The sequence below is a fragment of the Pseudomonas oryzihabitans genome (genome assembly GCF_014522265.1).
GTDB lineage: Bacteria > Pseudomonadota > Gammaproteobacteria > Pseudomonadales > Pseudomonadaceae > Chryseomonas > Chryseomonas aestiva.
Genome location: NZ_CP017024.1, coordinates 290,745 through 316,219, shown reverse-complemented (window position 1 = coordinate 316,219; position 25,475 = coordinate 290,745). Strand labels below are relative to the sequence as shown.

28 protein-coding genes and 1 pseudogene are annotated in these 25,475 nt (G+C 66.2%); 27 read left to right on the top strand and 2 right to left on the bottom strand.

The window, feature by feature from the left end:
- The first annotated feature begins 4 nt into the window (after nucleotides 1-4).
- The 7 genes from BGI51_RS01515 (at nucleotide 5) to BGI51_RS01485 (ending at nucleotide 5,174) form a co-directional block, all read left to right on the top strand.
- Entirely contained in the window at nucleotides 5-472 is a 468-nt protein-coding gene (locus BGI51_RS01515; RefSeq protein WP_187981249.1) for a low molecular weight protein-tyrosine-phosphatase, read from the top strand.
- Nucleotides 462-1,484, top strand: a complete 1,023-nt coding sequence (gene murB / locus BGI51_RS01510) for a UDP-N-acetylmuramate dehydrogenase (RefSeq protein WP_187980102.1) — start codon at nucleotides 462-464, stop codon at nucleotides 1,482-1,484. The genes BGI51_RS01515 and murB overlap by 11 nt, the downstream gene beginning before the upstream one ends.
- Nucleotides 1,481-2,059 carry a ubiquinol-cytochrome c reductase iron-sulfur subunit gene (gene petA / locus BGI51_RS01505; RefSeq protein WP_187980101.1) on the top strand — a complete coding sequence of 193 codons (579 nt, stop codon included), beginning with the start codon at nucleotides 1,481-1,483 and terminating at the stop codon, nucleotides 2,057-2,059. Before murB ends, petA begins: the two co-directional genes overlap by 4 nt.
- Nucleotides 2,056-3,249 (top strand): cytochrome b, encoded by a 1,194-nt coding sequence (locus BGI51_RS01500; RefSeq protein WP_187980100.1) that lies wholly within the window; start codon nucleotides 2,056-2,058, stop codon nucleotides 3,247-3,249. The genes petA and BGI51_RS01500 overlap by 4 nt, the downstream gene beginning before the upstream one ends.
- Entirely contained in the window at nucleotides 3,246-3,911 is a 666-nt protein-coding gene (locus tag BGI51_RS01495; protein WP_187980099.1) for a cytochrome c1, read from the top strand. The genes BGI51_RS01500 and BGI51_RS01495 overlap by 4 nt, the downstream gene beginning before the upstream one ends.
- 232 nt (nucleotides 3,912-4,143) lie before the next feature.
- The gene (locus BGI51_RS01490; RefSeq protein ID WP_158892870.1) at nucleotides 4,144-4,758 is read left to right on the top strand and encodes a glutathione S-transferase N-terminal domain-containing protein; all 615 of its coding nucleotides are present in this window, start codon (nucleotides 4,144-4,146) and stop codon (nucleotides 4,756-4,758) included.
- A gap of 11 nt (nucleotides 4,759-4,769) precedes the next feature.
- Nucleotides 4,770-5,174, top strand: coding sequence for a ClpXP protease specificity-enhancing factor (locus BGI51_RS01485; protein ID WP_133862775.1), 405 nt, complete (start codon nucleotides 4,770-4,772; stop codon nucleotides 5,172-5,174).
- Between the two features lie 94 nt (nucleotides 5,175-5,268).
- Here the strand turns inward: BGI51_RS01485 and suhB are convergent, their stop codons facing one another.
- A complete protein-coding gene (gene suhB / locus BGI51_RS01480) occupies nucleotides 5,269-6,084 on the bottom strand; it encodes a type III secretion system regulator SuhB (RefSeq protein ID WP_133862774.1) in 816 nt (271 codons plus the stop codon).
- A 140-nt stretch (nucleotides 6,085-6,224) separates the two neighbouring features.
- Here suhB and trmJ point away from each other — a divergent pair, with 140 nt between their 5' ends.
- The 20 genes and pseudogenes from trmJ to BGI51_RS01380 all read left to right on the top strand — a co-directional run bounded on the left by trmJ (nucleotide 6,225) and on the right by BGI51_RS01380 (nucleotide 24,301).
- Nucleotides 6,225-7,013 (top strand): tRNA (cytosine(32)/uridine(32)-2'-O)-methyltransferase TrmJ, encoded by a 789-nt coding sequence (trmJ, locus tag BGI51_RS01475; protein WP_187980098.1) that lies wholly within the window; start codon nucleotides 6,225-6,227, stop codon nucleotides 7,011-7,013.
- Nucleotides 7,014-7,097: 84 nt separating this feature from the next.
- On the top strand, nucleotides 7,098-7,595 hold the full coding sequence (gene iscR, locus BGI51_RS01470; RefSeq protein WP_017639755.1) for a Fe-S cluster assembly transcriptional regulator IscR: 498 nt from the start codon (nucleotides 7,098-7,100) through the stop codon (nucleotides 7,593-7,595).
- Between the two features lie 31 nt (nucleotides 7,596-7,626).
- On the top strand, nucleotides 7,627-8,841 hold the full coding sequence (locus BGI51_RS01465; protein WP_187980097.1) for an IscS subfamily cysteine desulfurase: 1,215 nt from the start codon (nucleotides 7,627-7,629) through the stop codon (nucleotides 8,839-8,841).
- 27 nt (nucleotides 8,842-8,868) lie between these two features.
- The gene (gene iscU / locus BGI51_RS01460; RefSeq protein ID WP_007162419.1) at nucleotides 8,869-9,255 is read left to right on the top strand and encodes a Fe-S cluster assembly scaffold IscU; all 387 of its coding nucleotides are present in this window, start codon (nucleotides 8,869-8,871) and stop codon (nucleotides 9,253-9,255) included.
- Nucleotides 9,256-9,264: 9 nt separating this feature from the next.
- Nucleotides 9,265-9,588: an iron-sulfur cluster assembly protein IscA gene (gene iscA / locus BGI51_RS01455; RefSeq protein WP_133862771.1), complete on the top strand. Its 324-nt coding sequence runs from the start codon at nucleotides 9,265-9,267 to the stop codon at nucleotides 9,586-9,588.
- Between the two features lie 8 nt (nucleotides 9,589-9,596).
- Nucleotides 9,597-10,118 (top strand): co-chaperone HscB, encoded by a 522-nt coding sequence (hscB, locus tag BGI51_RS01450; RefSeq protein WP_133862770.1) that lies wholly within the window; start codon nucleotides 9,597-9,599, stop codon nucleotides 10,116-10,118.
- A gap of 45 nt (nucleotides 10,119-10,163) precedes the next feature.
- A complete protein-coding gene (hscA, locus tag BGI51_RS01445) occupies nucleotides 10,164-12,023 on the top strand; it encodes a Fe-S protein assembly chaperone HscA (RefSeq protein ID WP_187980096.1) in 1,860 nt (619 codons plus the stop codon).
- A gap of 7 nt (nucleotides 12,024-12,030) precedes the next feature.
- On the top strand, nucleotides 12,031-12,369 hold the full coding sequence (gene fdx / locus BGI51_RS01440) for an ISC system 2Fe-2S type ferredoxin (RefSeq protein WP_133862768.1): 339 nt from the start codon (nucleotides 12,031-12,033) through the stop codon (nucleotides 12,367-12,369).
- An 11-nt stretch (nucleotides 12,370-12,380) separates the two neighbouring features.
- On the top strand, nucleotides 12,381-12,581 hold the full coding sequence (gene iscX, locus BGI51_RS01435; protein ID WP_133862767.1) for a Fe-S cluster assembly protein IscX: 201 nt from the start codon (nucleotides 12,381-12,383) through the stop codon (nucleotides 12,579-12,581).
- A gap of 91 nt (nucleotides 12,582-12,672) precedes the next feature.
- The gene (gene ndk / locus BGI51_RS01430; RefSeq protein ID WP_187980095.1) at nucleotides 12,673-13,104 is read left to right on the top strand and encodes a nucleoside-diphosphate kinase; all 432 of its coding nucleotides are present in this window, start codon (nucleotides 12,673-12,675) and stop codon (nucleotides 13,102-13,104) included.
- 93 nt (nucleotides 13,105-13,197) lie between these two features.
- Nucleotides 13,198-14,336, top strand: a pseudogene (gene rlmN, locus BGI51_RS01425) (23S rRNA (adenine(2503)-C(2))-methyltransferase RlmN).
- A 10-nt stretch (nucleotides 14,337-14,346) separates the two neighbouring features.
- Complete coding sequence (pilW, locus tag BGI51_RS01420) at nucleotides 14,347-15,117, top strand: type IV pilus biogenesis/stability protein PilW (protein ID WP_133862764.1); 771 nt, start codon at nucleotides 14,347-14,349, stop codon at nucleotides 15,115-15,117.
- The gene (locus BGI51_RS01415) at nucleotides 15,114-16,091 is read left to right on the top strand and encodes a RodZ domain-containing protein (protein ID WP_133862763.1); all 978 of its coding nucleotides are present in this window, start codon (nucleotides 15,114-15,116) and stop codon (nucleotides 16,089-16,091) included. Before pilW ends, BGI51_RS01415 begins: the two co-directional genes overlap by 4 nt.
- A 27-nt stretch (nucleotides 16,092-16,118) precedes the next feature.
- Nucleotides 16,119-17,231: a flavodoxin-dependent (E)-4-hydroxy-3-methylbut-2-enyl-diphosphate synthase gene (ispG, locus tag BGI51_RS01410; RefSeq protein ID WP_133862762.1), complete on the top strand. Its 1,113-nt coding sequence runs from the start codon at nucleotides 16,119-16,121 to the stop codon at nucleotides 17,229-17,231.
- 24 nt (nucleotides 17,232-17,255) lie between these two features.
- Nucleotides 17,256-18,563: a histidine--tRNA ligase gene (gene hisS / locus BGI51_RS01405; protein WP_187980094.1), complete on the top strand. Its 1,308-nt coding sequence runs from the start codon at nucleotides 17,256-17,258 to the stop codon at nucleotides 18,561-18,563.
- An 11-nt stretch (nucleotides 18,564-18,574) separates the two neighbouring features.
- Nucleotides 18,575-19,216, top strand: coding sequence for a tetratricopeptide repeat protein (locus BGI51_RS01400; RefSeq protein ID WP_133862760.1), 642 nt, complete (start codon nucleotides 18,575-18,577; stop codon nucleotides 19,214-19,216).
- Nucleotides 19,216-20,358, top strand: a complete 1,143-nt coding sequence (gene bamB / locus BGI51_RS01395) for an outer membrane protein assembly factor BamB (RefSeq protein WP_133862759.1) — start codon at nucleotides 19,216-19,218, stop codon at nucleotides 20,356-20,358. Before BGI51_RS01400 ends, bamB begins: the two co-directional genes overlap by 1 nt.
- A gap of 78 nt (nucleotides 20,359-20,436) precedes the next feature.
- Nucleotides 20,437-21,924 (top strand): ribosome biogenesis GTPase Der, encoded by a 1,488-nt coding sequence (gene der, locus BGI51_RS01390; RefSeq protein WP_158892845.1) that lies wholly within the window; start codon nucleotides 20,437-20,439, stop codon nucleotides 21,922-21,924.
- 449 nt (nucleotides 21,925-22,373) lie between these two features.
- Nucleotides 22,374-23,522: a pyridoxal phosphate-dependent aminotransferase gene (locus tag BGI51_RS01385; RefSeq protein WP_187980093.1), complete on the top strand. Its 1,149-nt coding sequence runs from the start codon at nucleotides 22,374-22,376 to the stop codon at nucleotides 23,520-23,522.
- Nucleotides 23,510-24,301 (top strand): amidohydrolase, encoded by a 792-nt coding sequence (locus BGI51_RS01380; protein WP_187980092.1) that lies wholly within the window; start codon nucleotides 23,510-23,512, stop codon nucleotides 24,299-24,301. Before BGI51_RS01385 ends, BGI51_RS01380 begins: the two co-directional genes overlap by 13 nt.
- Here BGI51_RS01380 and BGI51_RS01375 read toward each other — a convergent pair whose 3' ends face one another.
- Entirely contained in the window at nucleotides 24,302-25,450 is a 1,149-nt protein-coding gene (locus tag BGI51_RS01375) for an aminotransferase class V-fold PLP-dependent enzyme (RefSeq protein ID WP_187980091.1), read from the bottom strand. It abuts the gene before it with no gap.
- Nucleotides 25,451-25,475: the final 25 nt, after the last annotated feature.

Genomic DNA, 25,475 nt, shown 5'->3' with positions numbered 1-25,475 from the left:
GACCCTGCGCATCCTGTTCGTCTGCATGGGCAACATCTGCCGTTCGCCCACCGCCGAAGGCATCCTCAGGGCCAAGCTGGACGCCGCCGGCCTGACCGAGGTGGTGGAGCTGGATTCGGCCGGCACCGGCGACTGGCATGTCGGCAAGGCCCCGGATCCCCGTGCCATCCAGGCCGCGGCGGGTCGCGGCTATGCCATCGGTGACCTGCGCGCGCGTCAGGTCGCCGAGGATGATTTCCAGCGTTTCGACCTGATCCTGGCCATGGACCAGGACAACCTCGCCTGGCTGGAACAGCTGCGCCCGGATGAGGGCGCCGTGCCCGAACTCTTCCTGGCGCGCCAGGGCCTGGCGGTGGACGAGGTGCCGGATCCCTATTACGGCGGCGCAGCCGGCTTCGAGCGGGTCCTCGACCTGCTGGAAAGCGCCTGCGATGGCCTGGTCGCCGAGGTGGCTGCCCGTCATGGTCGCTGAGCTGCAACAGCAGGTCCCCCTGCAAGGCCTCAACACCTTCGGCCTGGTGGCGCAAGCCGATCGCTATCTGGAAGCCGCCAGCGACGCCGAGGTCCGCGCGGCCCTGGCGTTGGCCCGGCAACTGGACGTGCCCCTGCGGGTGCTGGGCGGTGGCAGCAACCTGGTCCTGCCCGAACGGGTCGAGGGTCTGGTGCTGCGGTTGACGTCCCGCGGCATCCGTCTGCTGGCGGAGGAGGGCGATGCCCTGCTGGTGGAAGCCGAAGCCGGCGAGCCCTGGCATCCCTTCGTCATGGCCACCCTGGCCAATGGCTGGTACGGGCTGGAAAATCTCAGCCTGATCCCAGGCACCGTGGGCGCCTCACCGATCCAGAACATCGGCGCCTATGGCGTCGAATTGAAGGACAGATGCGCCGGGGTCACGGCACTCGATCGCCACAGCGGCGAGCTCCATGACCTCGGCCCGGCCGATTGCGCCTTCGCCTATCGCGAGAGTCGCTTCAAGGCCGAGGCCGGGCGCTGGATCGTGCTGCGGGTACGCTTCCGGCTCAGTCGCAAGCCGCAGCTGGTGCTGGACTATGGTCCGGTACGCCAGGCGCTCACCGCGGCGGGCGTCACGCAGCCAACGCCCGAAGCCGTCAGCGCGGCCATCTGCAGCATTCGCCAGAGCAAGCTGCCCGACCCGGCGGTGCTGGGCAATGCCGGCAGCTTCTTCAAGAATCCGGTGGTGACCGCTGGCGAGGCCGCAGCTCTGCATGAGCGCTATCCGAGCCTGCCGACCTATCCGCAGGCCGATGGCAGCGTCAAGCTGGCCGCTGGCTGGCTGATCGATCAGGCCGGCTGGCGCGGCCATCGCGACGGCGCCGTGGGGGTGCATGCCGCCCAGGCGCTGGTGCTGGTCAACTTCGGTGGCGCCCGCAGTCGCGACGTCCTGGCCCTGGCCGAGCGCATCCGCGCCTCGGTGCGCGAGCGCTTCGGCGTGACGCTGGAGATGGAGCCGGGAAGCCTGACGTGACCGCTGACGCCCCCGATGCCCAACGCCGTCGTCTGCTGATCGCCACCACCTCCGCCGTCGGCGGTCTGGGCCTGGTGGCGGGCAGCGTGCCCTTCGTCTGCGCCCTGCGGCCCAGTCGGTCGGCGGAGGTGGCGGCGGCGCCGGTCGAGGTGGATCTCCAGGCCTTGCGCGAAGGCGAGCAACTCACGGTGCAATGGCGCGGCCAGCCGGTCTGCGTCCTGCGCCGCAGCGCGGCGGACCAGGCCCGCCTGCTGGCCGACGAGGCAGGGCTGGCCGACCCGGATTCCCGGGAATCCAGCCAGCCACCCTATGTCGATCCGCGCCTGAGATCGCGGCGGCCGGACATCTTCGTCGTCACCGCGATCTGCACCCATCTGGGCTGCATTCCCTCCCTGGCACCAGGCGCGGCGGACCGGGACGGGGGCTATCTCTGTCCCTGCCATGGCTCCCACTTCGATCTCGCCGGGCGGGTCTATCGCGACCAGCCGGCACCGCTGAATCTGGCCGTGCCGCCCCATCATTTTCGCGGCGACAATCTGCTGGTGATCGGCAGCGACGGGGAGGGCGCGACATGAGCAACGACGAGCCCGGCTGGCTGGAGCGACGGCTGCCCCTGGGCGCCTTCTGGCGCCGGCACTTCAGTGACTACCGGGTGCCGCGCAATCTCAACGTCTTCTACCTGTTCGGCTCGCTGCTGCTCTTCATCCTGGCGCTGCAGGTGCTGACCGGACTCTGGCTGCTGTTCGGCTATGAGCCGACGGTGAAGGGCGCCTTCGCCTCGGTCCAGCTGTTCATGCGCGAGGTGCCCTTCGGCTGGCTGATCCGCTACCTGCACGCGGTGGGCGCCTCGGCGCTGTTCGTCTGCCTCTACCTGCACATGCTGCGCGGCCTGCTCTATGGCTCCTATCGGGCGCCGCGCGAGCTGGTCTGGAGCTTTGGCGTGCTGCTCTACCTGCTCCTGCTGGCCCAGGCCTTCTTTGGCTATCTGCTGCCCTGGGGGCAACTCTCCTACTGGGGCGCCCAGGTGTCTCTGAGCGCGGTCGAGGCGCTGCCCCTGGTAGGCCCGAGCCTGGCCGATCTGCTGCGCGGCGGGGTGGTGCTGTCCGACGCCACCCTGCGGCGCTTCCAGGCCCTGCATGTGGTCGGGCTGCCGCTGTTGATCCTTGCGCTGGTGAGCCTGCACGTCGTCGCCCTGCGCCAGACCGGCTCGAACAATCCCGAGGGTGACGAGCGCGATGTCCGAGGTGCAGCCGGGGTGGCTTTCCACCCCTATCTGACGCTCAAGGACCTCTGTGGTCTGGCAGTCTTCCTGCTGGTGTTTCTCGCCGTGGTGCTGCTGGCGCCGGACCTGGGCGGGCTGGTGCTGGAGCCGGCCAACCAGCAGCCGGCCGATCCGCTGGTGACCCCCGCGCACATCGCCCCGCCCTGGTACCTGGCGCCCTTCTATGCGCTGCTGCGGGCGGTGCCGAGCAAGGCCGGCGGCCTCGGCCTGGCGGCTCTGGCCATCGCCCTGCTGTTCGTGCTGCCCTGGCTGGATCGCAGTGCGGCCCGCTCGATCCGCCACAAGGCCTGGCCGGGGCGGCTGGGGCTGTACCTGGTCTGCCTGGCCTTTGTCGCCCTGGGAATACTGGGCGTGGTCGCGCTGACCGATGGGCGCCTGTGGCTGGCGCGCCTGGCCGCGGGTGTCTATTTCATCGGCCTGCTGGGCATGCCCTGGTACAGCCGGCTGGGTCGTCCGCGTGCGCCAGTGGAGTCCCGGTCATGAGTCGCGGGCTGCTGCTGGGCCTGCTTCTGCTGTGCAGCGGTCTGGCCATCGGTGCCGACGGTGATCCCCGGGCTGGGGCCATCAGCTTCGGCCGCTATTGCCTGGCCTGTCATGGCCAGGAATACCAGCGCTTCGACCGGGTCGCCGCCGATCTCCACCTGGACCTCGCCAGCTGGGCGCCCGGACGCACCGCCAGCGCGCCCATGCTCGGCCTGCTCAAGCCCGAGGATGCCCGGCGTGCCTTCGGCAGCGTGCCGCCGGATCTCACCCTGATCGCCGCGGTGCGCGGCGAGGCCTGGCTGCGCGCCTTCCTGCAGGAGTTCTACGTGGCGCCCGGGCGGCCACTCGGGGTCGACAACCTCAGGGCGCCCGGCACCCGCATGCCCGATGTTCTGGCCGCCTTGCGCGGCCGCCAGGTGCGCGACTGCAGCGCGGGACGTTGCGTGCTGCGTCTGGAGCCGGACAGTGGCGCCCAGACGCCCGAACAATTCGCCCGCACCGTCGAGGATCTGGTTGCCTACCTTGGCTATTCGGCGGCGCCGGAACGTAGTCTGGCCTGGCGCCTCGCGCCCTGGGTGCTGGGCTATCTGCTGCTGTTCGCCGTCCTGGCCTTCTGGCTTAAGCGCGAATTCTGGCGGCGATTGCCCGACAGTGAGCGATGAGACGGAGGCTTGTCTGAAAAGTCGCCGAGCGAAGGTGAGGCAGGGCAAAAATCAGCGAGGAAGCGGACCGGGCTCGCGCTCGAGTTTGCAAAGGGTAAATGAGCATTCCGAGCTGATTTTTAACGCAGCATCACCGATGTGCAGGCAGTTTTTAGACAAAGCCTAGGTCTCGGGCGGCAAGGTGCGAGATAATCCCGCCTTTGCAGCTTCGCCCCCAACGGGGGAGGGACCCATGGGCGCCATAACCCGCCTGACCTGTTTCCATGATCCCGAGGATCACTACAGCCACCGGATCCGCCTGATCCTGGCGGAAAAGAACGTCGAGTGCGAGCTGATCGCCGTACGTCGTGGCGAATGCCCGCGGCAGCTGGCCGAGCACAATCCCTATGGCACCGTGCCGACGCTGATGGATCGCGACCTGGTGCTCTATGGTACCGAGGTGCTCATGGAGTATCTCGAGGAGCGCTATCCGCACCCGCCGCTGTTGCCGGCCTATCCGGTCACCCGCGGTCAGTCGCGGCTGCTGATGCACCGCATCGGGCGCGACTGGTGCACCCTGGTGGACGCCATCCTGCAGGCGGCGCCGGGCGCCGACCTCGCAGCCGCGCGCAAGGAATTGCGCGAGAGCCTGACCGGCGTGGCGCCGATCTTCGCGGAAAAACCCTTTTTCCTGAGCGACGACTTTTCCCTGGTGGACTGTTGCCTGCTCCCCCTCCTGTGGCGACTGCCGCGCCTGGGCATCGAATTGCCCCGGGCCGCCAAGCCGCTGCAGGACTACATGGATCGCATGTTCGCGCGCGACAGTTTCCGATCCAGTCTTTCGGTCACCGAGCGTGAGATGCGCTAGAGGAGAACCCCATGAATTCCAGTCGCCCCTACCTGGTCCGCGCGCTCTACGAGTGGATCGTGGACAACGACTGCACGCCCCATCTGCTGGTCAATGCCGACTACGCCGAGGTGCGCGTGCCGCCGGGCTATGCCAACGACGGCCAGATCGTGCTGAACGCCTCGCCCAGTGCCGTGCGTGACCTGCACATGGACAACGAAGCCGTGAGCTTCAACGGTCGCTTCGGCGGCGTGGCCTACAACCTCTATGTCCCGATCGGCGCCATCCTGGCTATCTATGCCCGCGAGAACGGCCAGGGCATGGTCTTCGACAGCGAGCCCACCCCGCCGGATGACCAGGGTCCCGACAGCGGCGGCAGCAAGCCCGAGGCACCCAAGCCGGCACCGGCGCGGCCGAGTCTGAAAGTGGTCAAGTGAGCCCTGACGGCCTGCCGCGGAGTCTCGCTGCGGCAGGCAGGAAAAAGCCCCTGTCGGCGCTGCCGGCAGGGGCTTTTTCGTAAGCCAGGTGAACTCAGCGCTTGAGCGAGGCCGGCAGGTGCGGCTGGATCTGCGTCAGCAGGCCACGGAAGCACTTGGGGTTGCCGGCGACGATGTGGCCCTTCTCGAGGAAGTCGTGGCCGCCATTGAAGTCACCGATCAGGCCACCGGCTTCCTGGACCAGCAGAGCGCCTGCGGCCATGTCCCATTCCGACAGTCCCATTTCCCAGAAGGCGTCGAAACGACCGGCGGCGACATAGGCCAGGTCCAGCGCGGCGGAACCGGCGCGGCGGATGCCGGCGGTCTGGCCGATCAGGCTGCGGAACATGCCCAGGTAGTTGTCCAGGTGGTCGACGTCATTGGCGCGGAAGGGGAAGCCGGTACCCAGCAGGGCGCCTTCCAGGCTGCGTCGATTGGTGACACGGATGCGCCGGCCGTTCAGGGCGGCGCCGCGGCCACGGCTGGCGGTGAATTCTTCCTGGCGCACCGGATCCAGCACCACGGCGTGTTCCAGGCGGCCCTTGTACTTGCAGGCGATGCTTACCGAGAAGTGCGGGACGCCACGGAGGAAGTTGGTGGTGCCATCCAGCGGATCGACGACCCAGACGTAGTCGGCGCCTTCGCCTTCGCCCGCCAGGTAGCCGGATTCCTCACCGTAGAAACCATGGGTGGGGTAGGCCTTGCGCAGGGTGGCGAGGATGGTCTGCTCGGCGGCTCGGTCGACTTCGGAGACGAAGTCGTTGGCGCCTTTTTCATCGACGGCGATCACGTCCAGGCGCTCAATCGAACGGAAAATCAGTTCACCGGCGCTGCGGGCCGCGCGCAGTGCGATGTTCAGCATGGGCTGCATGGATAAATCACCTGGGTTGTATAAGGAAAGCCGGCAATGATAGCAGACTTCGCGGCGCTGGAAGGGGTATTCGTGGCCAGCGGGCGCGTGTGGGCGTAGTATACGGCGCCGATTTCCCGCGTCCGCTCGAGGATAGCCACGTGCTGAATAACATCCGCGTCGTTCTGGTCAATACCAGCCATCCCGGCAACATCGGCGGTGCCGCCCGGGCAATGAAGAACATGGGCCTGTCGCGCCTCTATCTGGTCGATCCCGAGGACTTTCCCAGTGGCGAGGCCAATGCCCGCGCCTCCGGGGCCAATGACGTGCTCGACGCCGCCATTGTGGTCGACACCCTGGAAGAAGCCCTGACCGGCTGCAGCCTGGTGCTGGGCACCAGTGCCCGCGACCGCCGCATCCCCTGGCCGCTGCTCGATCCGCGGGAATGCGCGACCACCTCCCTGGCCCAGGTGGAGCGGGGCGGCGAGGTGGCCCTGGTATTCGGGCGCGAGTATGCCGGCCTGACCAACGAAGAGTTGCAGCGCTGCCACTACCACGTGCACATCCCCTCCGATCCGGCGTTCGGCTCCCTCAATCTCGCTGCGGCGGTCCAGGTGCTGGTGTACGAGGTGCGCATGGCCTGGCTGGCGGCGCAGAACCAGCCGACCAAGATGAACAAGGTCGAGGCCACCGCCATGCTCAACACCCAGCCGGTGACGGTGGAAGAGCTGGAGCTCTATTACGAGCACCTGGAGCAGACCCTGGTGGAGATCGGCTTCCTCGATCCGGCCAAGCCGCGCCACCTGATGAGTCGCTTGCGGCGCCTCTATGGCCGGGCCGGCATCAGCAAGCTGGAGATGAACATCCTGCGTGGCATCCTGACCGAAACCCAGAAGGCGGCCCGCGGCGAATCCCACCCGCGGACTATCCCGCCGATAGATAATGCCTGAGTGATTTGGTTGGTTTTATAGTTGACCTTTTTTGTCGGGAATCCGATAATCGAAGTCATCCGATGCAACCCGCTCGAGTTCGTCATGAGACTGACCACCAAAGGCCGCTATGCCGTAACCGCCATGCTCGACCTGGCGCTGCACGCCCAGCGGGGCCCGGTGTCGCTGGCCGACATTTCCGAGCGGCAGGGCATTTCGCTGTCCTATCTGGAGCAGCTGTTTGCCCGGCTGCGCCGCGGTGCGCTGGTCAATAGCGTACGCGGCCCCGGCGGCGGCTATCAGCTGGCGCGCGACATGGGCGGTATCCATGTGGCCCAGGTGATCGATGCCGTCAACGAATCCGTGGATGCCACCCGCTGCCAGGGCGGTGGGGGCTGTCACCAGGGTGATACCTGCCTAACCCACCACCTCTGGTGCGACCTGAGCGATCAGATCCACACCTTTTTGAGTGGTATCACCCTGGCCGACCTGGTCGCCCGCAACGAGATCCAGCAGGTGGCCAAGCGTCAGGACACCAAGGCCTGTGCCAGCAAACAATCGCCCTTAGCGGTCGAAAAAATCGAAGCGTCCACCATCGACTGAGCAGAGACGCCCGTCTGATTAGGAGTAACCGATGAAATTGCCGATCTACCTAGACTATTCCGCCACCACGCCCGTCGATCCGCGCGTCGCTCAGAAGATGAGCGAGTGCCTGCTGGTGGACGGCAACTTTGGCAACCCCGCATCGCGCTCCCACCTGTTCGGCTGGAAGGCCGAGGAAGCCGTGGAAAACGCCCGTCGTCAGGTGGCCGAACTGGTCAACGCCGACCCGCGCGAGATCGTCTGGACCTCCGGTGCCACCGAGTCCGACAACCTCGCCATCAAGGGCGCCGCGCACTTCTACCAGAACAAGGGCAAGCACCTGATCACCTCCAAGATCGAGCACAAGGCGGTGTTGGACACCACCCGCCAGCTCGAGCGCGAAGGCTTCGAGGTCACCTATCTCGAGCCGGGCGAAGACGGCCTGATCACCCCCGCCATGGTCGAGGCGGCCCTGCGTAACGACACCACCCTGGTGTCCATCATGCACGTCAACAACGAGATCGGTACCGTCAACGACATCGCCGCCATCGGCGAGCTGACCCGCTCCCGTGGCGTGCTCTTCCACGTCGACGCGGCCCAGTCCACCGGCAAGGTCGAGATCGATCTGGAAAAGCTCAAGGTCGACATGATGTCCTTCTCGGCGCACAAGACCTATGGTCCCAAGGGCATTGGCGCTCTCTACGTCCGTCGCAAGCCGCGCGTGCGTATCGAGGCCCAGACCCACGGTGGCGGCCATGAGCGTGGCATGCGTTCGGGCACCCTGGCGACCCACCAGATCGTCGGCATGGGCGAAGCCTTCCGCATCGCCAAGGAAGAGATGGTCCAGGAAAATACCCGCATCAAGGCCCTGAGCGATCGCTTCTACCGGCAGTTCGAAGGCCTGGAAGAGGTCTACCTGAACGGCAGCCTGATCCATCGTGTGCCGCACAACCTGAACCTGAGCTTCAACTACGTCGAAGGCGAGTCGCTGATCATGGCGCTCAAGGATCTGGCGGTCTCGTCCGGTTCGGCCTGTACCTCGGCGTCCCTGGAGCCGTCCTACGTCCTGCGCGCCCTGGGCCGCAACGACGAGCTGGCGCACAGCTCCATTCGCTTCACCTTCGGTCGCTTCACCACCGAAGAAGACGTTGACTACGCCGCTAGCAAGGTCACCGAAGCCGTCAACAAGTTGCGCGAATTGTCTCCGCTGTGGGACATGTTCAAAGAAGGCGTAGACCTGAGTCAGGTCGAGTGGCAAGCCCACTGACCCACCCTGATAAGCGAGGATTGAACCATGGCATACAGTGAAAAGGTCATCGACCACTACGAAAATCCGCGCAACGTCGGCAAGTTCGACGCGGCCGATCCCGATGTCGGCACCGGCATGGTCGGCGCCCCGGCCTGCGGCGACGTGATGCGCTTGCAGATCAAGGTCAACGAGCAGGGCATCATCGAAGACGCCAAGTTCAAGACCTATGGCTGTGGCTCCGCCATCGCGTCCAGCTCCCTGGCCACCGAGTGGATGAAGGGCAAGAGCATCGAGGAAGCGGCGTCGATCAAGAACAGCATGATCGCCGAAGAACTGGCTCTGCCGCCGGTGAAGATCCACTGCTCGGTACTCGCCGAAGACGCCATCAAGGCGGCGGTCAGCGACTACAAGCAGAAGAAAGGCCTGCTCTAAGGAGGAACCATGGCGATCAGCATGACCGAGTCCGCCGCCCGCCACGTGCAGCGTTCCCTCGAGGGGCGCGGCAAGGGGGAGGGCATCCGCCTGGGCGTTCGTACCACGGGCTGCTCGGGACTGGCCTACGTGCTCGAATTCGTCGATGAATTCGCGCACGAGGACCAGGTGTTCGAGAGCCATGGCGTCAAGGTCATCATCGACCCCAAGAGCCTGGTCTACCTGGACGGCACCGAGCTGGATTTCGTGCGTGAAGGCCTCAACGAGGGCTTCAAGTTCAACAATCCCAACGTGCGTGGCGAGTGTGGCTGCGGCGAAAGCTTCAACATCTGAGGCCGGCCATGGGTAAGCCCTGTCACTTCGCGCTGTTCGAGATCAGGCCCGCCTTCGAGATCGACCAGGCGGGCCTGGCCTCGCGTTACCGCGATCTGGCGCGCACGGTCCATCCGGATCGGTTCGCCGATGCGCCGGAGCGTGAGCGTCGCCAGGCGCTGGAGCGCTCGGCCGAGCTCAACGAGGCCTATCATGTGCTGCGCGCCCCGTCGCGCCGCGCGCGCTATCTGCTGGAGCTCGAAGGGCACGAGATGCCGCTCGAAGCGACCATCCAGGACACCGACTTCCTCATGCAGCAATTGCAGTGGCGCGAGGAACTGGAGGACCTGCAGGACGCGGGCGACAGCGCGGGCATCCCCGCCTTTCGCCAGCGGCTCAAGGATGCGCAGCGCGACATCGAACAGGCCTTCGCCGCGATCTGGCAGGACCCCGCCCAGCGTGAGCCTGCCGAGCGCCTGGTCCGTCGCATGCAGTTTCTCGACAAGCTGGCCAGCGAAATCCGCCAGCTCGAAGAGCGTCTGGACGATTAATCACAGGTGTCGCTCAGGCACCGACAACCATAAGCCGACTAGCCAATGGCTCTATTGCAGATAGCCGAACCCGGAATGGCGCCCAAGCCGCACCAGCGCAAGCTGGCGGTGGGTATCGATCTGGGCACCACCAATTCCCTCGTGGCCGCCGTCCGCAGTGGCGTGGCCGAGACCCTGCCCGATCTGCAGGGCGAGGTGATCCTGCCGTCCGCCGTGCGCTACACCGCCGCTGGCGTGGAAGTGGGGGCGGGCGCCAAGGCCGCTGCCGCCCAGGATCCCTTCAACACTATCCTTTCCGTCAAGCGCCTCATGGGGCGTGGCATCGCCGACGTCAAGCAACTGGGCGAGCAGTTGCCCTATCGCTTCGTCGCCGGTGAATCGGAAATGCCCTTCATCGATACCGCTGCCGGGCGCAAGAGTCCGGTGGAGGTCTCCGCCGACATCCTGCGGGTGCTGCGCGAGCGGGCCGAGGCGACCCTGGGTGGCGAACTGGTCGGTGCGGTCATCACCGTGCCGGCCTATTTCGACGATGCCCAGCGCCAGGCCACCAAGGACGCCGCCCGCTTTGCCGGCCTGAATGTCCTGCGCCTGCTCAACGAGCCTACCGCGGCCGCCGTGGCCTATGGTCTGGACCGGGGCGAGGAGGGCGTGGTCGCCATCTACGACCTGGGCGGCGGTACCTTCGATATCTCCATCCTGCGCCTGACCCGCGGTGTCTTCGAGGTCATGGCCACCGGTGGCGACAGCGCCCTGGGCGGTGACGACTTCGATCACGCCATCGCCAGCTGGATCGTCCAGCAGGCCGGGCTGTCCAGCGATCTGGATCCGGGCACCCAGCGGCGCCTGCTGCAGAGTGCCTGCGCCGCCAAGGAAGCCCTGTCCGCTGCCGAGCGCGTCGAGGTCGGTCATGGCGACTGGTCGGGCGTGCTGGAACGCAGCACCTTCCAGGAACTCATCGCGCCGCTGGTCGCGCGCAGCCTCAAGGCCTGTCGCCGCGCCCTGCGCGATGCGGAAGTGGAACCGGCGGACATCGCCGCCGTGGTCATGGTCGGCGGTTCCACCCGCGTGCCCTATGTCCGTGAAGCCGTGGGCGAGCTGTTCGACTGCACCCCGCTCACCGACATCGATCCGGATCGCGTGGTCGCCATCGGGGCCGCCCTGCAGGCCGATTCCCTGGCCGGCAACCGCGCTGGCGAAGAATTGCTGCTGCTGGACGTCATCCCGCTGTCCCTGGGACTCGAGACCATGGGCGGCCTGATGGAGAAGATCATTCCGCGCAACACCACCATTCCGGTGGCGCGGGGCCAGGACTTCACCACCTATCGCGACGGCCAGACCGCCATGCTGGTGCATGTGCTGCAGGGCGAGCGCGAACTGGTCAAGGACGCCCGCTCCCTGGCCCGTTTCGAATTGCGCGGTTTCCCGCCCATGGTCGCCGGTGCCGCCAAGATCCGCGTCACCTTCCAGGTCGATGCCGACGGCCTGCTCGGCGTCAGCGCCCGCGAGCTGTCCAGTGGCGTGGAAGCCAGTGTCCAGGTCAAGCCGTCCTACGGCCTGACCGATGGCGAGATCGCCAACATGCTGCAGGACTCCTTCCGTCATGCCGGTGACGACATGCAGGCCCGCGCGCTGCGCGAGCAGCAGGTCGAGGCCCGGCGGCTGATCGAGGCGGTCACCGCCGCGCTGGCCGCCGACGGCGAGCGTCTGCTGGACGCCGAGGAGCGTCAGGTGATCGAGCTGGAAATCGGTCAGTTGGCCGAGCTGCTGGACGCCACCGACCTCCAGGCGCTCGAAGACCAGACCAAGCGTCTTTCTCACGTAACCGATGCCTTCGCCGCCCGGCGGATGAACGCCTCGGTCAAGGCGGCCCTGGCGGGTCGTCGTCTCAACGATATCGAGGAGTAGTTCCATCATGCCGCAGATCACCCTGCTGCCCCACGCCGAGCACTGCCCCGAGGGGGCGGTCTTCGAAGCCAGCGAAGGCGAAACCATCATCGCCGCGGCCATGCGCAACGGCATCGACATCGAGCACGCCTGCGAGATGTCCTGTGCCTGCACCACCTGCCACGTGGTCGTCCAGGAAGGCTTCGATTCCCTCGCGCCCTCCGATGAGCTCGAAGACGACATGCTGGACAAGGCCTGGGGTCTGGAGATGCGTTCGCGCCTGTCCTGCCAGGCGGTAGTAGGCAGCGAAGACCTGGTGGTGGAGATTCCACGCTACACCATCAACCAGGTTTCCGAAGGTCACTGAGGACAGCTGTCATGGCACTGAAATGGACCGATGTGCTGGATATCGCCATCGAACTCAACGACACCCATCCCGACGTGGATCCGCGCTACGTGAATTTCGTCAAGTTGCGCAACTGGGTCGTGGAGCTGCCGGAGTTCGACGACGATCCCCAGCGGGGTGGCGAGAAGGTGCTGGAGGCCATCCAGGCCGCCTGGATCGAAGAGTCCGCCTGACGCATCGCCCGTACCGCGCTACGCTTTTCACCGGGACCCGCGTATAATCCGCGGGTTTCGTTTTTGCTCTATTCCCACATTCGGAGTTCACATGTCTGTTCAACGTACCCTGTCGATCATCAAGCCCGATGCCGTAGCCAAGAATGTCGTCGGTGAGATCGTCACCCGCTTCGAGAAGGCTGGCCTGCGCGTCGTCGCTGCCAAGATGGTCCAGCTGTCCGAGCGCGAAGCCGGTGGCTTCTACGCCGAACACAAAGAGCGTCCCTTCTTCAAGGATCTGGTCTCCTTCATGACCTCCGGTCCGGTCGTGGTCCAGGTGCTGGAAGGCGACAACGCCATCGTCAAGAACCGTGAGCTGATGGGCGCCACCGATCCCAAGAAGGCCGACGCCGGTACCATCCGCGCCGACTTCGCCGTCTCCATCGACGAGAACGCCGTCCACGGTTCGGACTCCGAAGCGTCCGCCGCTCGCGAGATCTCCTACTTCTTCGCAGCCACCGAAGTCTGCGAGCGCGTCCGCTAAGGATGAGCGCCGGCCAGGGAAGCGGCCAGCCCGCCTTCCTGGCACCGCCCGCGCCTTGCGCGGGTTTCAAACAGATTTCGTCGAGGTGATCCCATGACCACAGCCACCGATAAGGTCAATCTGCTGGGCCTGACCCAGCCGCAACTCGAGTCGTTCTTCGAGTCCATCGGGAGAAGCGCTTTCGCGCCGGCCAGGTCATGAAGTGGATCCATCACTTCGGCATCGACGATTTCGACGCCATGAGCAACCTGGGCAAGGCGCTCAAGGAAAAGCTCAAGGCTGCCGCGGAAATCCGTGGCCCCGAGATCGTCAGCGAGGACATCTCCCGCGACGGCACCCGCAAGTGGGTGATCCGCGTCGCCTCCGGCAGCTGCGTCGAGACCGTCTACATCCCGCAGAATGGCCGCGGCACCCTGTGCGTGTCGTCCCAGGCCGGTTGCGCGCTGGACTGCAGCTTCTGCTCCACCGGCAAGCAGGGGTTCAACAGCAACCTCACCGCCGCCGAGGTGATCGGTCAGGTGTGGATCGCCAACAAGTCCTTTGGCAGCGTACCGGCCAAGATCGACCGCGCCATCACCAACGTGGTGATGATGGGCATGGGCGAGCCGCTGCTGAACTTCGACAATGTCGTCGCCGCCATGCGCATCATGATGGACGACCTCGGCTACGGCATCTCCAAGCGCAAGGTCACCCTGTCGACCTCGGGCGTGGTGCCGATGATCGAAGAGCTGGCCAAGCACATCGACGTCTCCCTGGCGCTGTCGCTGCACGCGCCCAACGACGAGTTGCGCAACGAGCTGGTGCCGATCAACCGCAAGTATCCGCTGGCCATGCTGCTCGACGCCTGCCAGAGATACATCCGGCAACTGGGCGAGAAGCGCGTCCTGACCATCGAGTACACCCTGCTCAAGGACGTCAACGACCTGCCCGAGCACGCGCTGCAGATGATCGAGCTGCTGCGCAACGTGCCCTGCAAGATCAACCTGATTCCCTTCAATCCCTTCCCGCACTCCGGGTACGAGCGGCCGAGCAAGAACGCCACCCGCCGGTTCCAGGAGCTGCTGGTGCAGGCCGGTTTCAACGTCACGGTGCGGACCACCCGCGGTGACGACATCGATGCCGCCTGCGGCCAGCTGGTGGGGCAGGTCATGGACCGCACCCGCCGCAGCCAGCGCTATATCGCCGTTCGCCAGCTCGACGGTGCCGAAACCGTAACGCCGCTCCAGGGCTGAGGGCGCGACCATGGCGATCACGCGCTTTGCGGCTGTCGCGCTCGCCCTGCTGGTCGGTGGCCTCGCCGGCTGCGTGACCGAGGGTGATCGCAACCCCATGGATACCCGCCAGGGACGGATGCAGGCCCGTGATGCCTATATCCAGCTCGGCCTCGGCTATGTCCAGCAGGGCAATACCGAACAGGCCAAGGTGCCGCTGAAGAAGGCCCTGGAGCTGGATTCGTCCAGCGCCGACGCCCATGCCGCGCTCGGACTGGTGTTCCAGGCCCAGGGCGAAACCGACCTGGCCGATCAGGAATACCGCCTGGCCCTGCGCGAGCGGCCCCACGATGCCCGCATCCTCAACAACTACGGCAGCTTCCTCTATGAGCAGGGGCGCTACAAGGATGCCTACGAACGCTTTACCCAGGCCGCCGAGGACAGCCTCTATCCGGAGCGCGCCCGGGTGTTCGAGAATCTCGGCCTGACCGCCCTGCGACTCAATCAGGTCGACTTGGGCAAGGAAAATCTGGAAAAATCCCTGCGGCTGGATCGCAATCAGCCCAGGGCCCTGTTCGAATTGGCTCAATTGGCCTACCAGACGCGCGATTACGTGCCGTCCCGGAGCTATTACCAGGCCTTCAGCCAGCTAAGCCCCCAGGATGCCCGCAGCCTGCTGCTCGGGATCCGTCTTGCCGAGGTGTTCAATGATCGCAACACCGCCGCGAGTTACGCCCTGCAGCTGAAGCGCCTCTACCCGAACTCACCTGAATATCGTCAACTTCAGTCGGAGCAGAAATGACCGCAGTGCAATCCGAAGCGGTACACGCCGGACGGGGCAATCCCGGTGAGATCTTGCGTCAGAAGCGGCTGGAGCTTGGCTGGAGCCAGGCCCAGGTCGCTCAGAATCTCAATCTCAGCGAGCGCATCATCGAGCAGCTCGAGTCCGGCAACTATCAGCAGATGCCGGGGCACACCTTTGCCCGCGGCTACACCAAGGCCTATGGCAAGCTGCTCGGCCTGGACCAGATCGAGCTGGTGCGTACCTTCGACGGCTATACCGGCACCGATGCCAAGGGCAGCACCGTGCACAGCCTGGGGCGTCTCGACGAGCCGGTGCGGCTGTCGCGCAATGTCCTGAGGTTCGTCAGTTTCATCCTGGTGGTGCTGATCATCGCCATGGGCCTGTTCTGGTGGCAGGAGCGCAGTCGCCAGGCCTCCAGCGCCAGTGCCGTGAGCATGGAGCATGTCGAGGTCGAGGGCGCCGACGGCAAGACCGAGATCCATCCCATCGACGAGCCGGAAGAACAGCCCCCGGTCGCCGCCCAGCAGCCGGCGACCACCGTGCCTTCCCCGGTGGGCACGCCGATGCCGGATGCCAATGCCGTCGCCGCCATGACGGCACCTACCGCAGCGCCCACCCCGGCCCCGGTAACGGGTTCGACCACGCCTGCTCCCACGGCGCCCACCGCTGCGGCCCCTGCCGCGCCGGCCAGCGCGCCTGCCGCGGCGCCCGTCGCCGGCAGCGACAGCCTGAACATCCGGTTCACCGCCAGTTGCTGGACGCAGGTCAGCGACGGTACCGGCAAGATCCTCTTCAGTGGCGTGAAGAAGGGCGGCGAGAGCCTGGATTACGCCTCGATCAAGGCACCGGTGAACATCCGTCTCGGTTTCGCCCGCGGTGCCCAGATCTCCTACAACGGCCAGGTCGTCGACCTCGCGCCCTACACCAAGGGCGAGACCGCCCGCATCAAACTCGGTCAGGCCGGACAATGACGTCCGGCGACCCCATGGGAAACCAGCATGCATAGCGAATCGCCCATCAAACGTCGGTTGTCCCGCAAGATCTGGGTCGGCTCGGTGCCGGTCGGCGGCGATGCCCCCATCGCCGTGCAGAGCATGACCAACACCGAAACCTGCGACGTCGATGCCACCGTGGCCCAGGTCCAGCGCCTGCAGGACGCCGGTGCCGACATCGTGCGCATCTCGGTGCCCGACATGGACGCCGCCGAAGCCTTCGGTCGCATCAAGCAGCGGGTCAGCCTGCCGCTGGTGGCCGACATCCACTTCGACTACAAGATCGCCCTGCGCGTCGCCGAGCTGGGTGTGGACTGCCTGCGCATCAACCCGGGCAACATCGGTCGCGAAGACCGGGTCAGGGCGGTGGTCGACGCGGCCCGCGAGCGCGGCATCCCGATCCGCATCGGCGTCAACGCCGGTTCGCTGGAAAAGGACCTGCAGAAGAAGTACGGCGAGCCCACCCCGGAAGCCCTGGTGGAGTCGGCCATGCGCCACGTCGACCACCTGGAGAAGCTGGACTATCCGGACTTCAAGGTGAGCGTGAAGGCCAGTGACGTCTTCATGGCCGTGGCCGCCTATCGCCAGCTGGCCACCCGCATCGAGCAGCCGCTGCACCTGGGCATCACCGAAGCCGGTGGCCTGCGCTCGGGTACGGTGAAGTCCGCCGTGGGTCTGGGCATGCTCTTGGCCGAAGGCATCGGCGACACCATCCGCATCTCGCTCGCGGCCGATCCGGTCGAGGAGATCAAGGTCGGTTTCGACATCCTGAAATCCCTCCGCCTGCGTTCGCGGGGCATCAACTTCATCGCCTGCCCGAGCTGCTCGCGGCAGAACTTCGATGTGGTCAAGACCATGAACGAGCTGGAAGGGCGCCTGGAGGACCTGCTGGTCCCCCTGGACGTCGCGGTGATTGGCTGCGTGGTCAACGGCCCCGGCGAAGCCAAGGAGGCGCATGTCGGCCTGACCGGGGGGTCGCCGAACAACCTGGTGTACATCGACGGCAAGCCGGCTTCCAAGCTGAACAACGACAATCTGGTGGACGAGCTGGAAGGGCTCATCCGCCGCAAGGCGGCCGAAAAGGCCGAAGCGGATGCCGCACTCATCGCGCGCAGCTGAAAGATCAAGGAATAAGGCCCTTTCGTGAGCAAGTCCCTGCAAGCCATCCGTGGCATGAACGATATCCTGCCGGAGCAGACTCCGGCCTGGCGCTACCTGGAACGTACCTTCGCGACGCTGCTCGACGGCTATGGCTACCACGAGATTCGTCTGCCCATCATGGAGTTCACCGAACTCTTCGCCCGCGGCATTGGCGAGGGCACCGACGTGGTCGACAAGGAGATGTACACCTTCCTCGACCGCAACGAGGAGTCCCTGACCCTGAGGCCGGAAGGCACCGCGGGTTGCGTGCGGGCCGTGCTCGAACACGGCATGACCGGCGGTGGCCAGGTGCAGAAGCTCTGGTACGCCGGGCCGATGTTCCGCTACGAGAAGCCGCAGAAGGGCCGCTATCGCCAGTTCCACCAGATCGGCGTCGAGGTCTTCAACCTGCCCGGTCCGGACATCGACGCCGAGCTGATCGTGCTCACTGCGCGCCTCTGGCAGCGCCTGGGTCTGACCGACGCCGTCACCCTGCAGCTCAACAGCCTGGGTTCCAGTGCCGATCGCGTGCGCTATCGCGAAGCCCTGGTGGCCTATCTGCAGGACCGCTACGAGCAGCTCGACGAAGACAGCCAGCGCCGCCTGACCACCAATCCGCTGCGCATCCTCGACAGCAAGAACGCCCAGACCCAGGCGCTGCTGCAGGACGCCCCGACCCTGGCGGATTATCTGAACGACGAATCCCGCGCCCACTTCGACGGCCTGAAAGCCCGCCTGGACGCCGCCGGCATCCGCTACCAGATCAATCCCAAGCTGGTACGTGGCCTGGACTACTACGGCCGTACCGTCTTCGAGTGGGTCACCGACAAGCTGGGTGCCCAAGGCACCGTCTGCGCCGGTGGCCGCTACGACGGCCTGATCACCCAGTTCGGTGGCAAGCCCACCCCGGGGGTCGGCTTCGCCATGGGCGTCGAGCGCCTGGTGCTGCTGCTGGAAACCCTGGAGCGGCTGCCCGGTGATCTGCAGCGCCCGGCCGATCTCTATCTCTGCGCCTTTGGCGAGGCGGCCGAACTGGCCGGCCTCAAGCTGGCCGAGCAGCTGCGCGACGCCCGTCCCGACCTGCGGCTGCTGGTCAACGCCGGCGCCGGCAGTTTCAAGAGCCAGTTCAAGAAGGCCGACAAGAGCGGCGCGCTCTGGGCGATGATCCTGGGCGACGACGAATTGGCTACGCAACAGGTGGCACTCAAGCCGCTGCGTGGCGACGCGCCCCAGGAAAAGGTCGACTTCGCGGCCCTGGCCGCCCGTCTGGACGAGATTTTGCCCCCGGCCGGTTCCGGTCGCGGGAATTGAGGAGAACGGATTTGAGTTCCATCGACGACGACAATCTGGTGGTCGCCAAGGCCTGGTGGCAGCGTAATGGCAAGCCGCTGCTGGCCGGTGGCGTCATCGCCCTGGTGGCGGTACTGGGCTGGCAGGGCTGGCAGCGCTATCAGAACAACCAGGCGCAAGGCGCCTCGGTGCTCTATCAGCAGCTGGTGGAAGCCGCTCTGGCGCCCGGCGGCAAGGTCGACACCGCACGGGTGACCGATACCTACGGCAAGCTCAAGCAGGATTATTCCGGTACCGCCTACGCCCAGTACGGCAGTCTCTTCGTCGCCAAGGTGGCGGTGGAGAACAATCGCCTGGACGACGCCGCCGCCGAGCTCAAGGCCGTGGTGGACAAGCCCCACGACGCCGAACTCGGCGAGCTGGCGCGTCAGCGTCTGGCCCGGGTGCTGGCGGCCCAGGGCAAGGCCGAAGAAGGCCTCAAGCTGCTGGATGGCGAGGCACCCAAGGCCTATGTCGCCAATCGTGAAGAATTGCGTGGCGACCTGCTGGTGGCGCTGAAGAAGCCGACCGAGGCCCGCGCCGCCTATGAAAAAGCCCGCGCCGCGCTGCCCAACGATGCAGCCGAAGGCGTGCTGCAGATGAAACTCGATGATCTCGCCAAAGGAGACGCCTGATGTTGCGCTGGAAGCCTATCGCGGTACTGGGTCTCGCCCTTGCGGTCGTCGGGTGCAGCAGCACCGGCAAGAAGGAATTGCCGCCGGCCGAGCTGAAGGACATCAAGGCCGAAGTCCGGCTGGATGAAGTCTGGAGTCGCTCGGTGGGCGACGGCCAGGGCAAGGAATACAACCGCCTGGTGCCGGCTGTGGACGGCCAGACGATCTTCGCCGCCGATGCCGATGGCCGGGTCATGGCGATGAATCGCGAGACCGGCCAGGTGCTGTGGAAGAAGGACCTGGACCTGCCGGTGTCCGGTGGGGTGGGGGTCGGCTCCGGCCTGGTGCTGGTCGGCACCCTGCGTGGCCAGGTGATCGCCCTCGACAGTGCCAGTGGCGACGAGAAGTGGCGCGCCCAGGCGTCCAGCGAAGTGCTGTCCGCCCCGGTGGTCAACAACGACGTGGTGGTGGTGCAGTCCCAGGATGACAAGCTGCAGGCCTTCGAGCTGGGCAGTGGTACCCGTCGCTGGATCTACGAAGACACCCAGCCGGTGCTGAGTCTGCGCGGTACCGGTGCGCCCCTGGTCACCAACCAGGTGGTCATGGCCGGTTTCGCCAGCGGCAAGGTGGTCGCCTTGGACGTGCAGCGCGGCCTGCCGCTGTGGGAACAGCAGATCGCCGTGCCCAAGGGCCGTTCCGAACTGGAGCGGATCGTTGACGTGGACGGTGGTCTGTCGCTGTCGGGCGACACCCTCTATGTGGTCAGCTACAACGGCCGCGTGGCCGCGCTCAATCCGGCCAACGGCCAGATCCTCTGGCAGCGGGACGCCTCCAGCTACGACGGCGTGGCCGAAGGCTTCGGCAACGTCTACCTGAGCCTGGACAACGGCACCGTGGAAGCCGTCGAGGAATCCTCGACTTCTTCGCTCTGGACCAATGCCGATCTGGCCCGTCGCCAGCTCACCGGCCCGGTGGTCTGGTCGAGCAACGTGGTGGTGGGCGACTACGCCGGCTACATCCACCTGCTGAGCCAGGTCGATGGGCGTTTCGTCGGTCGCACCAAGGTCGACGGTGACGGCGTCCGGGTACGGCCACTGGTCGTCGGCGACATGCTCTATGTTTACGGCAATGGCGGTAAACTCGTCGCCTATCGTCTGCGCTAGAAACTATTATCCTCAACCGATGGCCGCTACCGTGAAGTTCGGTAGCGGCCATCGTGTTTTCTGCTCTGGGAGAGCCGCATGGTTCCCGTAATTGCCCTGGTGGGGCGGCCGAACGTCGGCAAATCCACGCTTTTCAACCGCCTGACCAAGACCCGGGACGCCATCGTCGCCGACTTTGCCGGCCTGACCCGCGATCGCAAGTACGGCGAAGCCAAGTGGCAGGGACGCACCTACATCGTGGTCGACACCGGCGGTATCTCCGGTGACGAGGAAGGTATCGACCTGAAGATGGCCGAGCAGTCGCTGCAGGCCATCGAAGAATCCGATGCGGTGCTGTTCCTGGTGGACTCCCGCGAAGGCATGACCGTCGCCGATCAGATGATCGCCGAGCACCTGCGCAAGCGAAACAAGCGCACCTTCCTGGTGGCCAACAAGGTCGATACCGTCGACCCGGATATCGCCCGGGCGGAATTCAGCCCGCTGGCCATCGGTGACGCCTATCCCATCGCGGCGGCCCACGGGCGCGGCGTGAACAACCTGCTGGAAGACGCCCTGGGCGTCTTTCCCAAGGATGAGGTCGAGGTCGAGGAGCTCACCGAGGAGCAGGTGCGCGCGGCCGCGGAGGAGGGCGGTGACGTCTTCCGTCGCGTGCAGGGCATCGACGAGACCACCGGCATCAAGATCGCCGTGATCGGCCGGCCCAACGTCGGCAAGTCGACGCTGGTCAACCGCATGCTCGGCGAAGAGCGGGTGATCGTCTATGACCAGGCCGGCACCACGCGCGACAGCATCTATATCCCCTTCGAGCGCAACGAAGAACGCTACACCCTGATCGACACCGCCGGCGTGCGCCGCCGCGGCAAGGTCTTCGAAGCGGTCGAGAAGTTCTCGGTGGTCAAGACGCTGCAGGCGATCCAGGACGCCAATGTGGTGATCTTCGTCATGGACGCCCGCGAAGGCGTGGTCGAGCACGACCTCAACCTGCTCGGCTTCGTGCTGGAGACCGGGCGTGCCCTGGTGATCGCCCTCAACAAATGGGACGGCATGGAGTCCGGCGAGCGCGACTACGTCAAGACCGAACTGGAACGCCGGCTGCTGTTCGTCGACTTCGCCGACATCCACTTCATCTCGGCGCTGCATGGCACCGGCGTGGGCCATCTGTACAAGTCGGTGCAGCAGTCCTTCGCCTCGGCCACCACCCGCTGGCCGACCAGCCGCCTGACCCAGATCCTCGAGGACGCGGTGCAGGAGCACCAGCCGCCAATGGTCAGTGGCCGGCGCATCAAGTTGCGCTATGCCCACCTGGGCGGTGCCAACCCGCCGCTGATCGTCATCCACGGCAACCAGACCGATGCGGTGCCCAAGTCCTATACCCGCTATCTGGAAAAGACCTATCGCCGGGTGCTCAAGCTGGTGGGTACGCCGATCCGTATCGAGTACCGCGGTGGCGAGAACCCCTTCGAGGGCAAGAAGAACACCCTGACCGAGCGCCAGGTCAACAAGAAGCGCCGGTTGATGAGCCACCACAAGAAGGCCGAGAAGAAGCGCAAGGACAAGCGCCGGTAGACCGGCAGGACGTTGCGCAGGGAAAGGGGGCTCAGGGGAGCCCCCTTTTTTCTTTGGTAGAGGGTTGGGGTGAAGGTGCCCCTCGCGCACCGAACTGCCCCCTCTCCCTCTGGGAGAGGGTTGGGGTGAGGGCGTCCCCGCGGATTCATCAGTGGAAAAGGCTGCGCCGTTTTCCACGCTACGGGGTAGCCTCCCGGCTTGGCGCGGCGGCCTCCTTGGGCACTGGCCGACCCCCTCTCCCTCTGGGAGAGGGTTGGGGTGAGGGCCTGCCCCGCGCCGGCGCTTCAAGGAAAAGGCCACGCGCTTGCCCTCACCCTGGCGCTCTCCCCAAGGGCGAGGGGATGCCTGAATTGACCGCTGCGCCCAGGCGTTGGCCCGGCAAGACTTGCCCTCTCGCGCAAAAAATCGCAGTCTGCCGATCTCCTTCCAGCCAGACCCATGCCCGCGCGATGATCCAGAGCAAGCTTCCCGACCTCGCCGTCACCATCTTTACCCGCATGTCCCAGCTCGCCGCCCAGACCGGTGCGCTGAATCTGTCCCAGGGCTTTCCCGATTTCGACGGCCCGGCCGAGCTGCTCGCGGCGGTCGGTCGCCATGTCGCGGCTGGTCACAACCAGTACGCACCCATGACCGGACTGCCGGCGCTGCGCCAGCAGGTGGCGGCGAAGGTCGCCCGCTTCTATGGTCGAGCGGTGGATGCCGAGGCCGAGGTCACCATCGTGCCCGGGGCTACCCAGGGCCTGTTCTGCGCTCTCCAGACCCTGGTGCGACCAGGCGACGAGGTGATCGTCTTCGATCCCTGCTACGACAGCTACGAACCCTCGGTGCAACTGGCGGGCGGGCGCTGCGTGCACGTGCCCCTGGCGCTGCCAGGCTTCGGTATCGACTGGACGGCACTGGAAGCCGCCCTGAGTCCGCGCACCCGCGCCATCGTGCTCAATACTCCGCACAATCCCAGCGGGGCCCTGGTCAGCGCCGCCGACCTGGACCGCCTGGCCGCGCTGATCCGCGGGCGCGATCTCTACCTGGTCAGTGATGAGGTCTACGAGCACCTGGTCTATGACGGCGAGCGCCATGCCAGCGTCATCGCCCACGACGAACTCTATGCCCGCGCCTTCGTGGTCAGCTCCTTCGGCAAGACCTATCACGTCACCGGCTGGAAGACCGGCTACGTGGTGGCGCCGCCGGCGCTGTCGGCCGAGTTGCGCAAGGTGCACCAGTACGTGAGCTTTTGCGGGGTGACGCCGATCCAGGGCGCCCTGGCTGATTTCATGGCCGCCCATCCCGAACACCTCAGCGAGCTGCCGGCCTTCTATCAGGCCAAGCGCGATCTCTTCTGCGATCTGCTGGGTAACTCGCGCTTCAGCTTCCAGCGCGCCGCCGGCACCTATTTCCAGGTGGTCGACTATTCCGCCATTCGCCCGGATCTGGACGACGTGGCCATGGCCGAGTGGTTGACCCGCGAGCATGGCGTCGCCGCCATTCCGCTGTCGGTGTTCTATCAGACGGCGCCTGCGGACCTGCGTCTGGTGCGCTTCTGCTTCGCCAAGCGCGAAGACACCCTGCGGCAGGCAGCGGAGCGGCTATGCGCGATCTGACACCCACCCGGGACCTGCGCCTGGCGCTGGTGCAGAGCGAACTGGCCTGGCACGACCCGGCCGCCAACCGTGCCCATTTCGAGGCGCTGCTGACGGAAGTCGGCGAGACCGATCTGATCATCCTGCCGGAGATGTTCACCACCGGCTTTTCCATGGGATCGGCAGCCCTTGCCGAGCCCGCGGATGGGCCGACAGCGGTCTGGATGCGAGAACAGGCGCAGCGTCTCGGCGCGGTGGTCACCGGCAGCCTGATCGTGCGGGACGCGGATGGGCAGCACCGCAATCGCCTGCTGTGGGCGACGCCGGATGGCGAGTTGCAGCACTATGACAAGCGCCATCTGTTTCGCATGGCCGGCGAGCACGAGCACTATGCCCCGGGCGAGCAGCGGCTGCGGGTGACCCTCAAGGGTTGGCGAATCCGCCCGCTGATCTGCTACGACCTGAGATTCCCGGTGTGGAGTCGCGCCCAGGACGATACCGACCTGCTGCTCTATGTCGCCAACTGGCCGGCGCCGCGGCGCGGGCACTGGAATCGCCTGCTGCCGGCGCGGGCCATCGAGAACCTCTGCTATGTCGCCGCGGTGAATCGCCTCGGCAGCGACGGCAATGGCCATCCCTATGCGGGCGACAGCCAGGTGCTGGACTTCCAGGGTGAACCCCTGATCGAGGCCGGCGCGGAAGCCGGCATCTTCCACACGACGCTCTCGGCTGCCGCCCTCACAGCCTATCGCGAGCGCTTTCCGGCGCAGCGCGATGCCGATGCCTTCCGCCTGGACTGATCAGGCCCAGAAGGGCGCTGGCTGGGCGGCGTGCTGGTGGATCAGGGTGACGGCCCGGTCCACGTCCGCCGCGGTGGTGTAGCGGCCCAGGCTGAATCTGTAACTGCGTGCGGCCTGTTCAGGGGTGAGCCCCAGACCCAGCAGTACATGGGAGGGCGCCGCCTTGGCCGAACTGCAGGCCGAGGTGGTCGAGAAGGCCAGCTGGCGCTGCAATGACGCGGTGTCCAGCGGCGTGGCGAAGGTCAGATTCAGGGTATGGGGAATGCGCTGACGGGCACAGCCATTGAGCTGCATGCCGGGCAGCGTCTGCACCCCGGTCAGGAACCGCTCGCGCAGCTGGCCGAGTCGCTCGTTCTCCCGCGCCATGGCCTGGCCGGCGAGGGCGAAGGCGGTACCCATGCCGACGATCTGATGGGTGGCCAGGGTGCCGGAACGCAGCCCGCGCTCGTGGCCGCCGCCATGGATCTGCGCCTGCAGGGCACCCTCGGCACGCGGACCCACATAGAGGGCGCCGATGCCCTTGGGCCCATAGGTCTTGTGCGCGGAAAAGGACATCAGATCGACTTCCAGGCCGGTCAGGTCGAGGGCGACCTTGCCGGTGGCCTGGGCGGCGTCCACGTGGAAGAGGGCGCCACGGGCGCGGACCAGCCGGCCGATGGCGTCGATGTCGGTCAGGGTGCCCAGTTCGTTGTTCACCACCATCAGCGAGACCAGGCAGGTGTCCGCCCGCCAGGCCTGCTCGACGGCGGCGGGGGTGATCAGACCTGCCGCATCAGGCGTCAGGTAGGTGACGGTGAAGCCCTCGGCTTCCAGTTGGGCCGCGGTATCGAGCACCGCCCGGTGTTCCAGGCAACTGGTGATCAGATGGCCGCGCCCGCGACGGCGAGCCACGCCGAGCAGCGCGAGGTTGTTGGACTCGGTGGCACCGGAGGTCCAGACCAGCTGCTCGGGCCGGGCGCCGACCAGATCGGCCACCTGCTGGCGAGCGGTGTCAACGGCGCGCTGGGCGTCGTTGCCGAAGGCATGGCCGCGAGAGGCGGGATTGCCGAAGACGCCCTGCCGACCCAGGCAACCCAGCATGGCTTCGATGACGACATCGTCGACAGGGGTGGTGGCGGCGTAATCGAAATACAGGGGATAAGCGTCCATGGCGGCCTCGCGCGTTTGAGTGAAA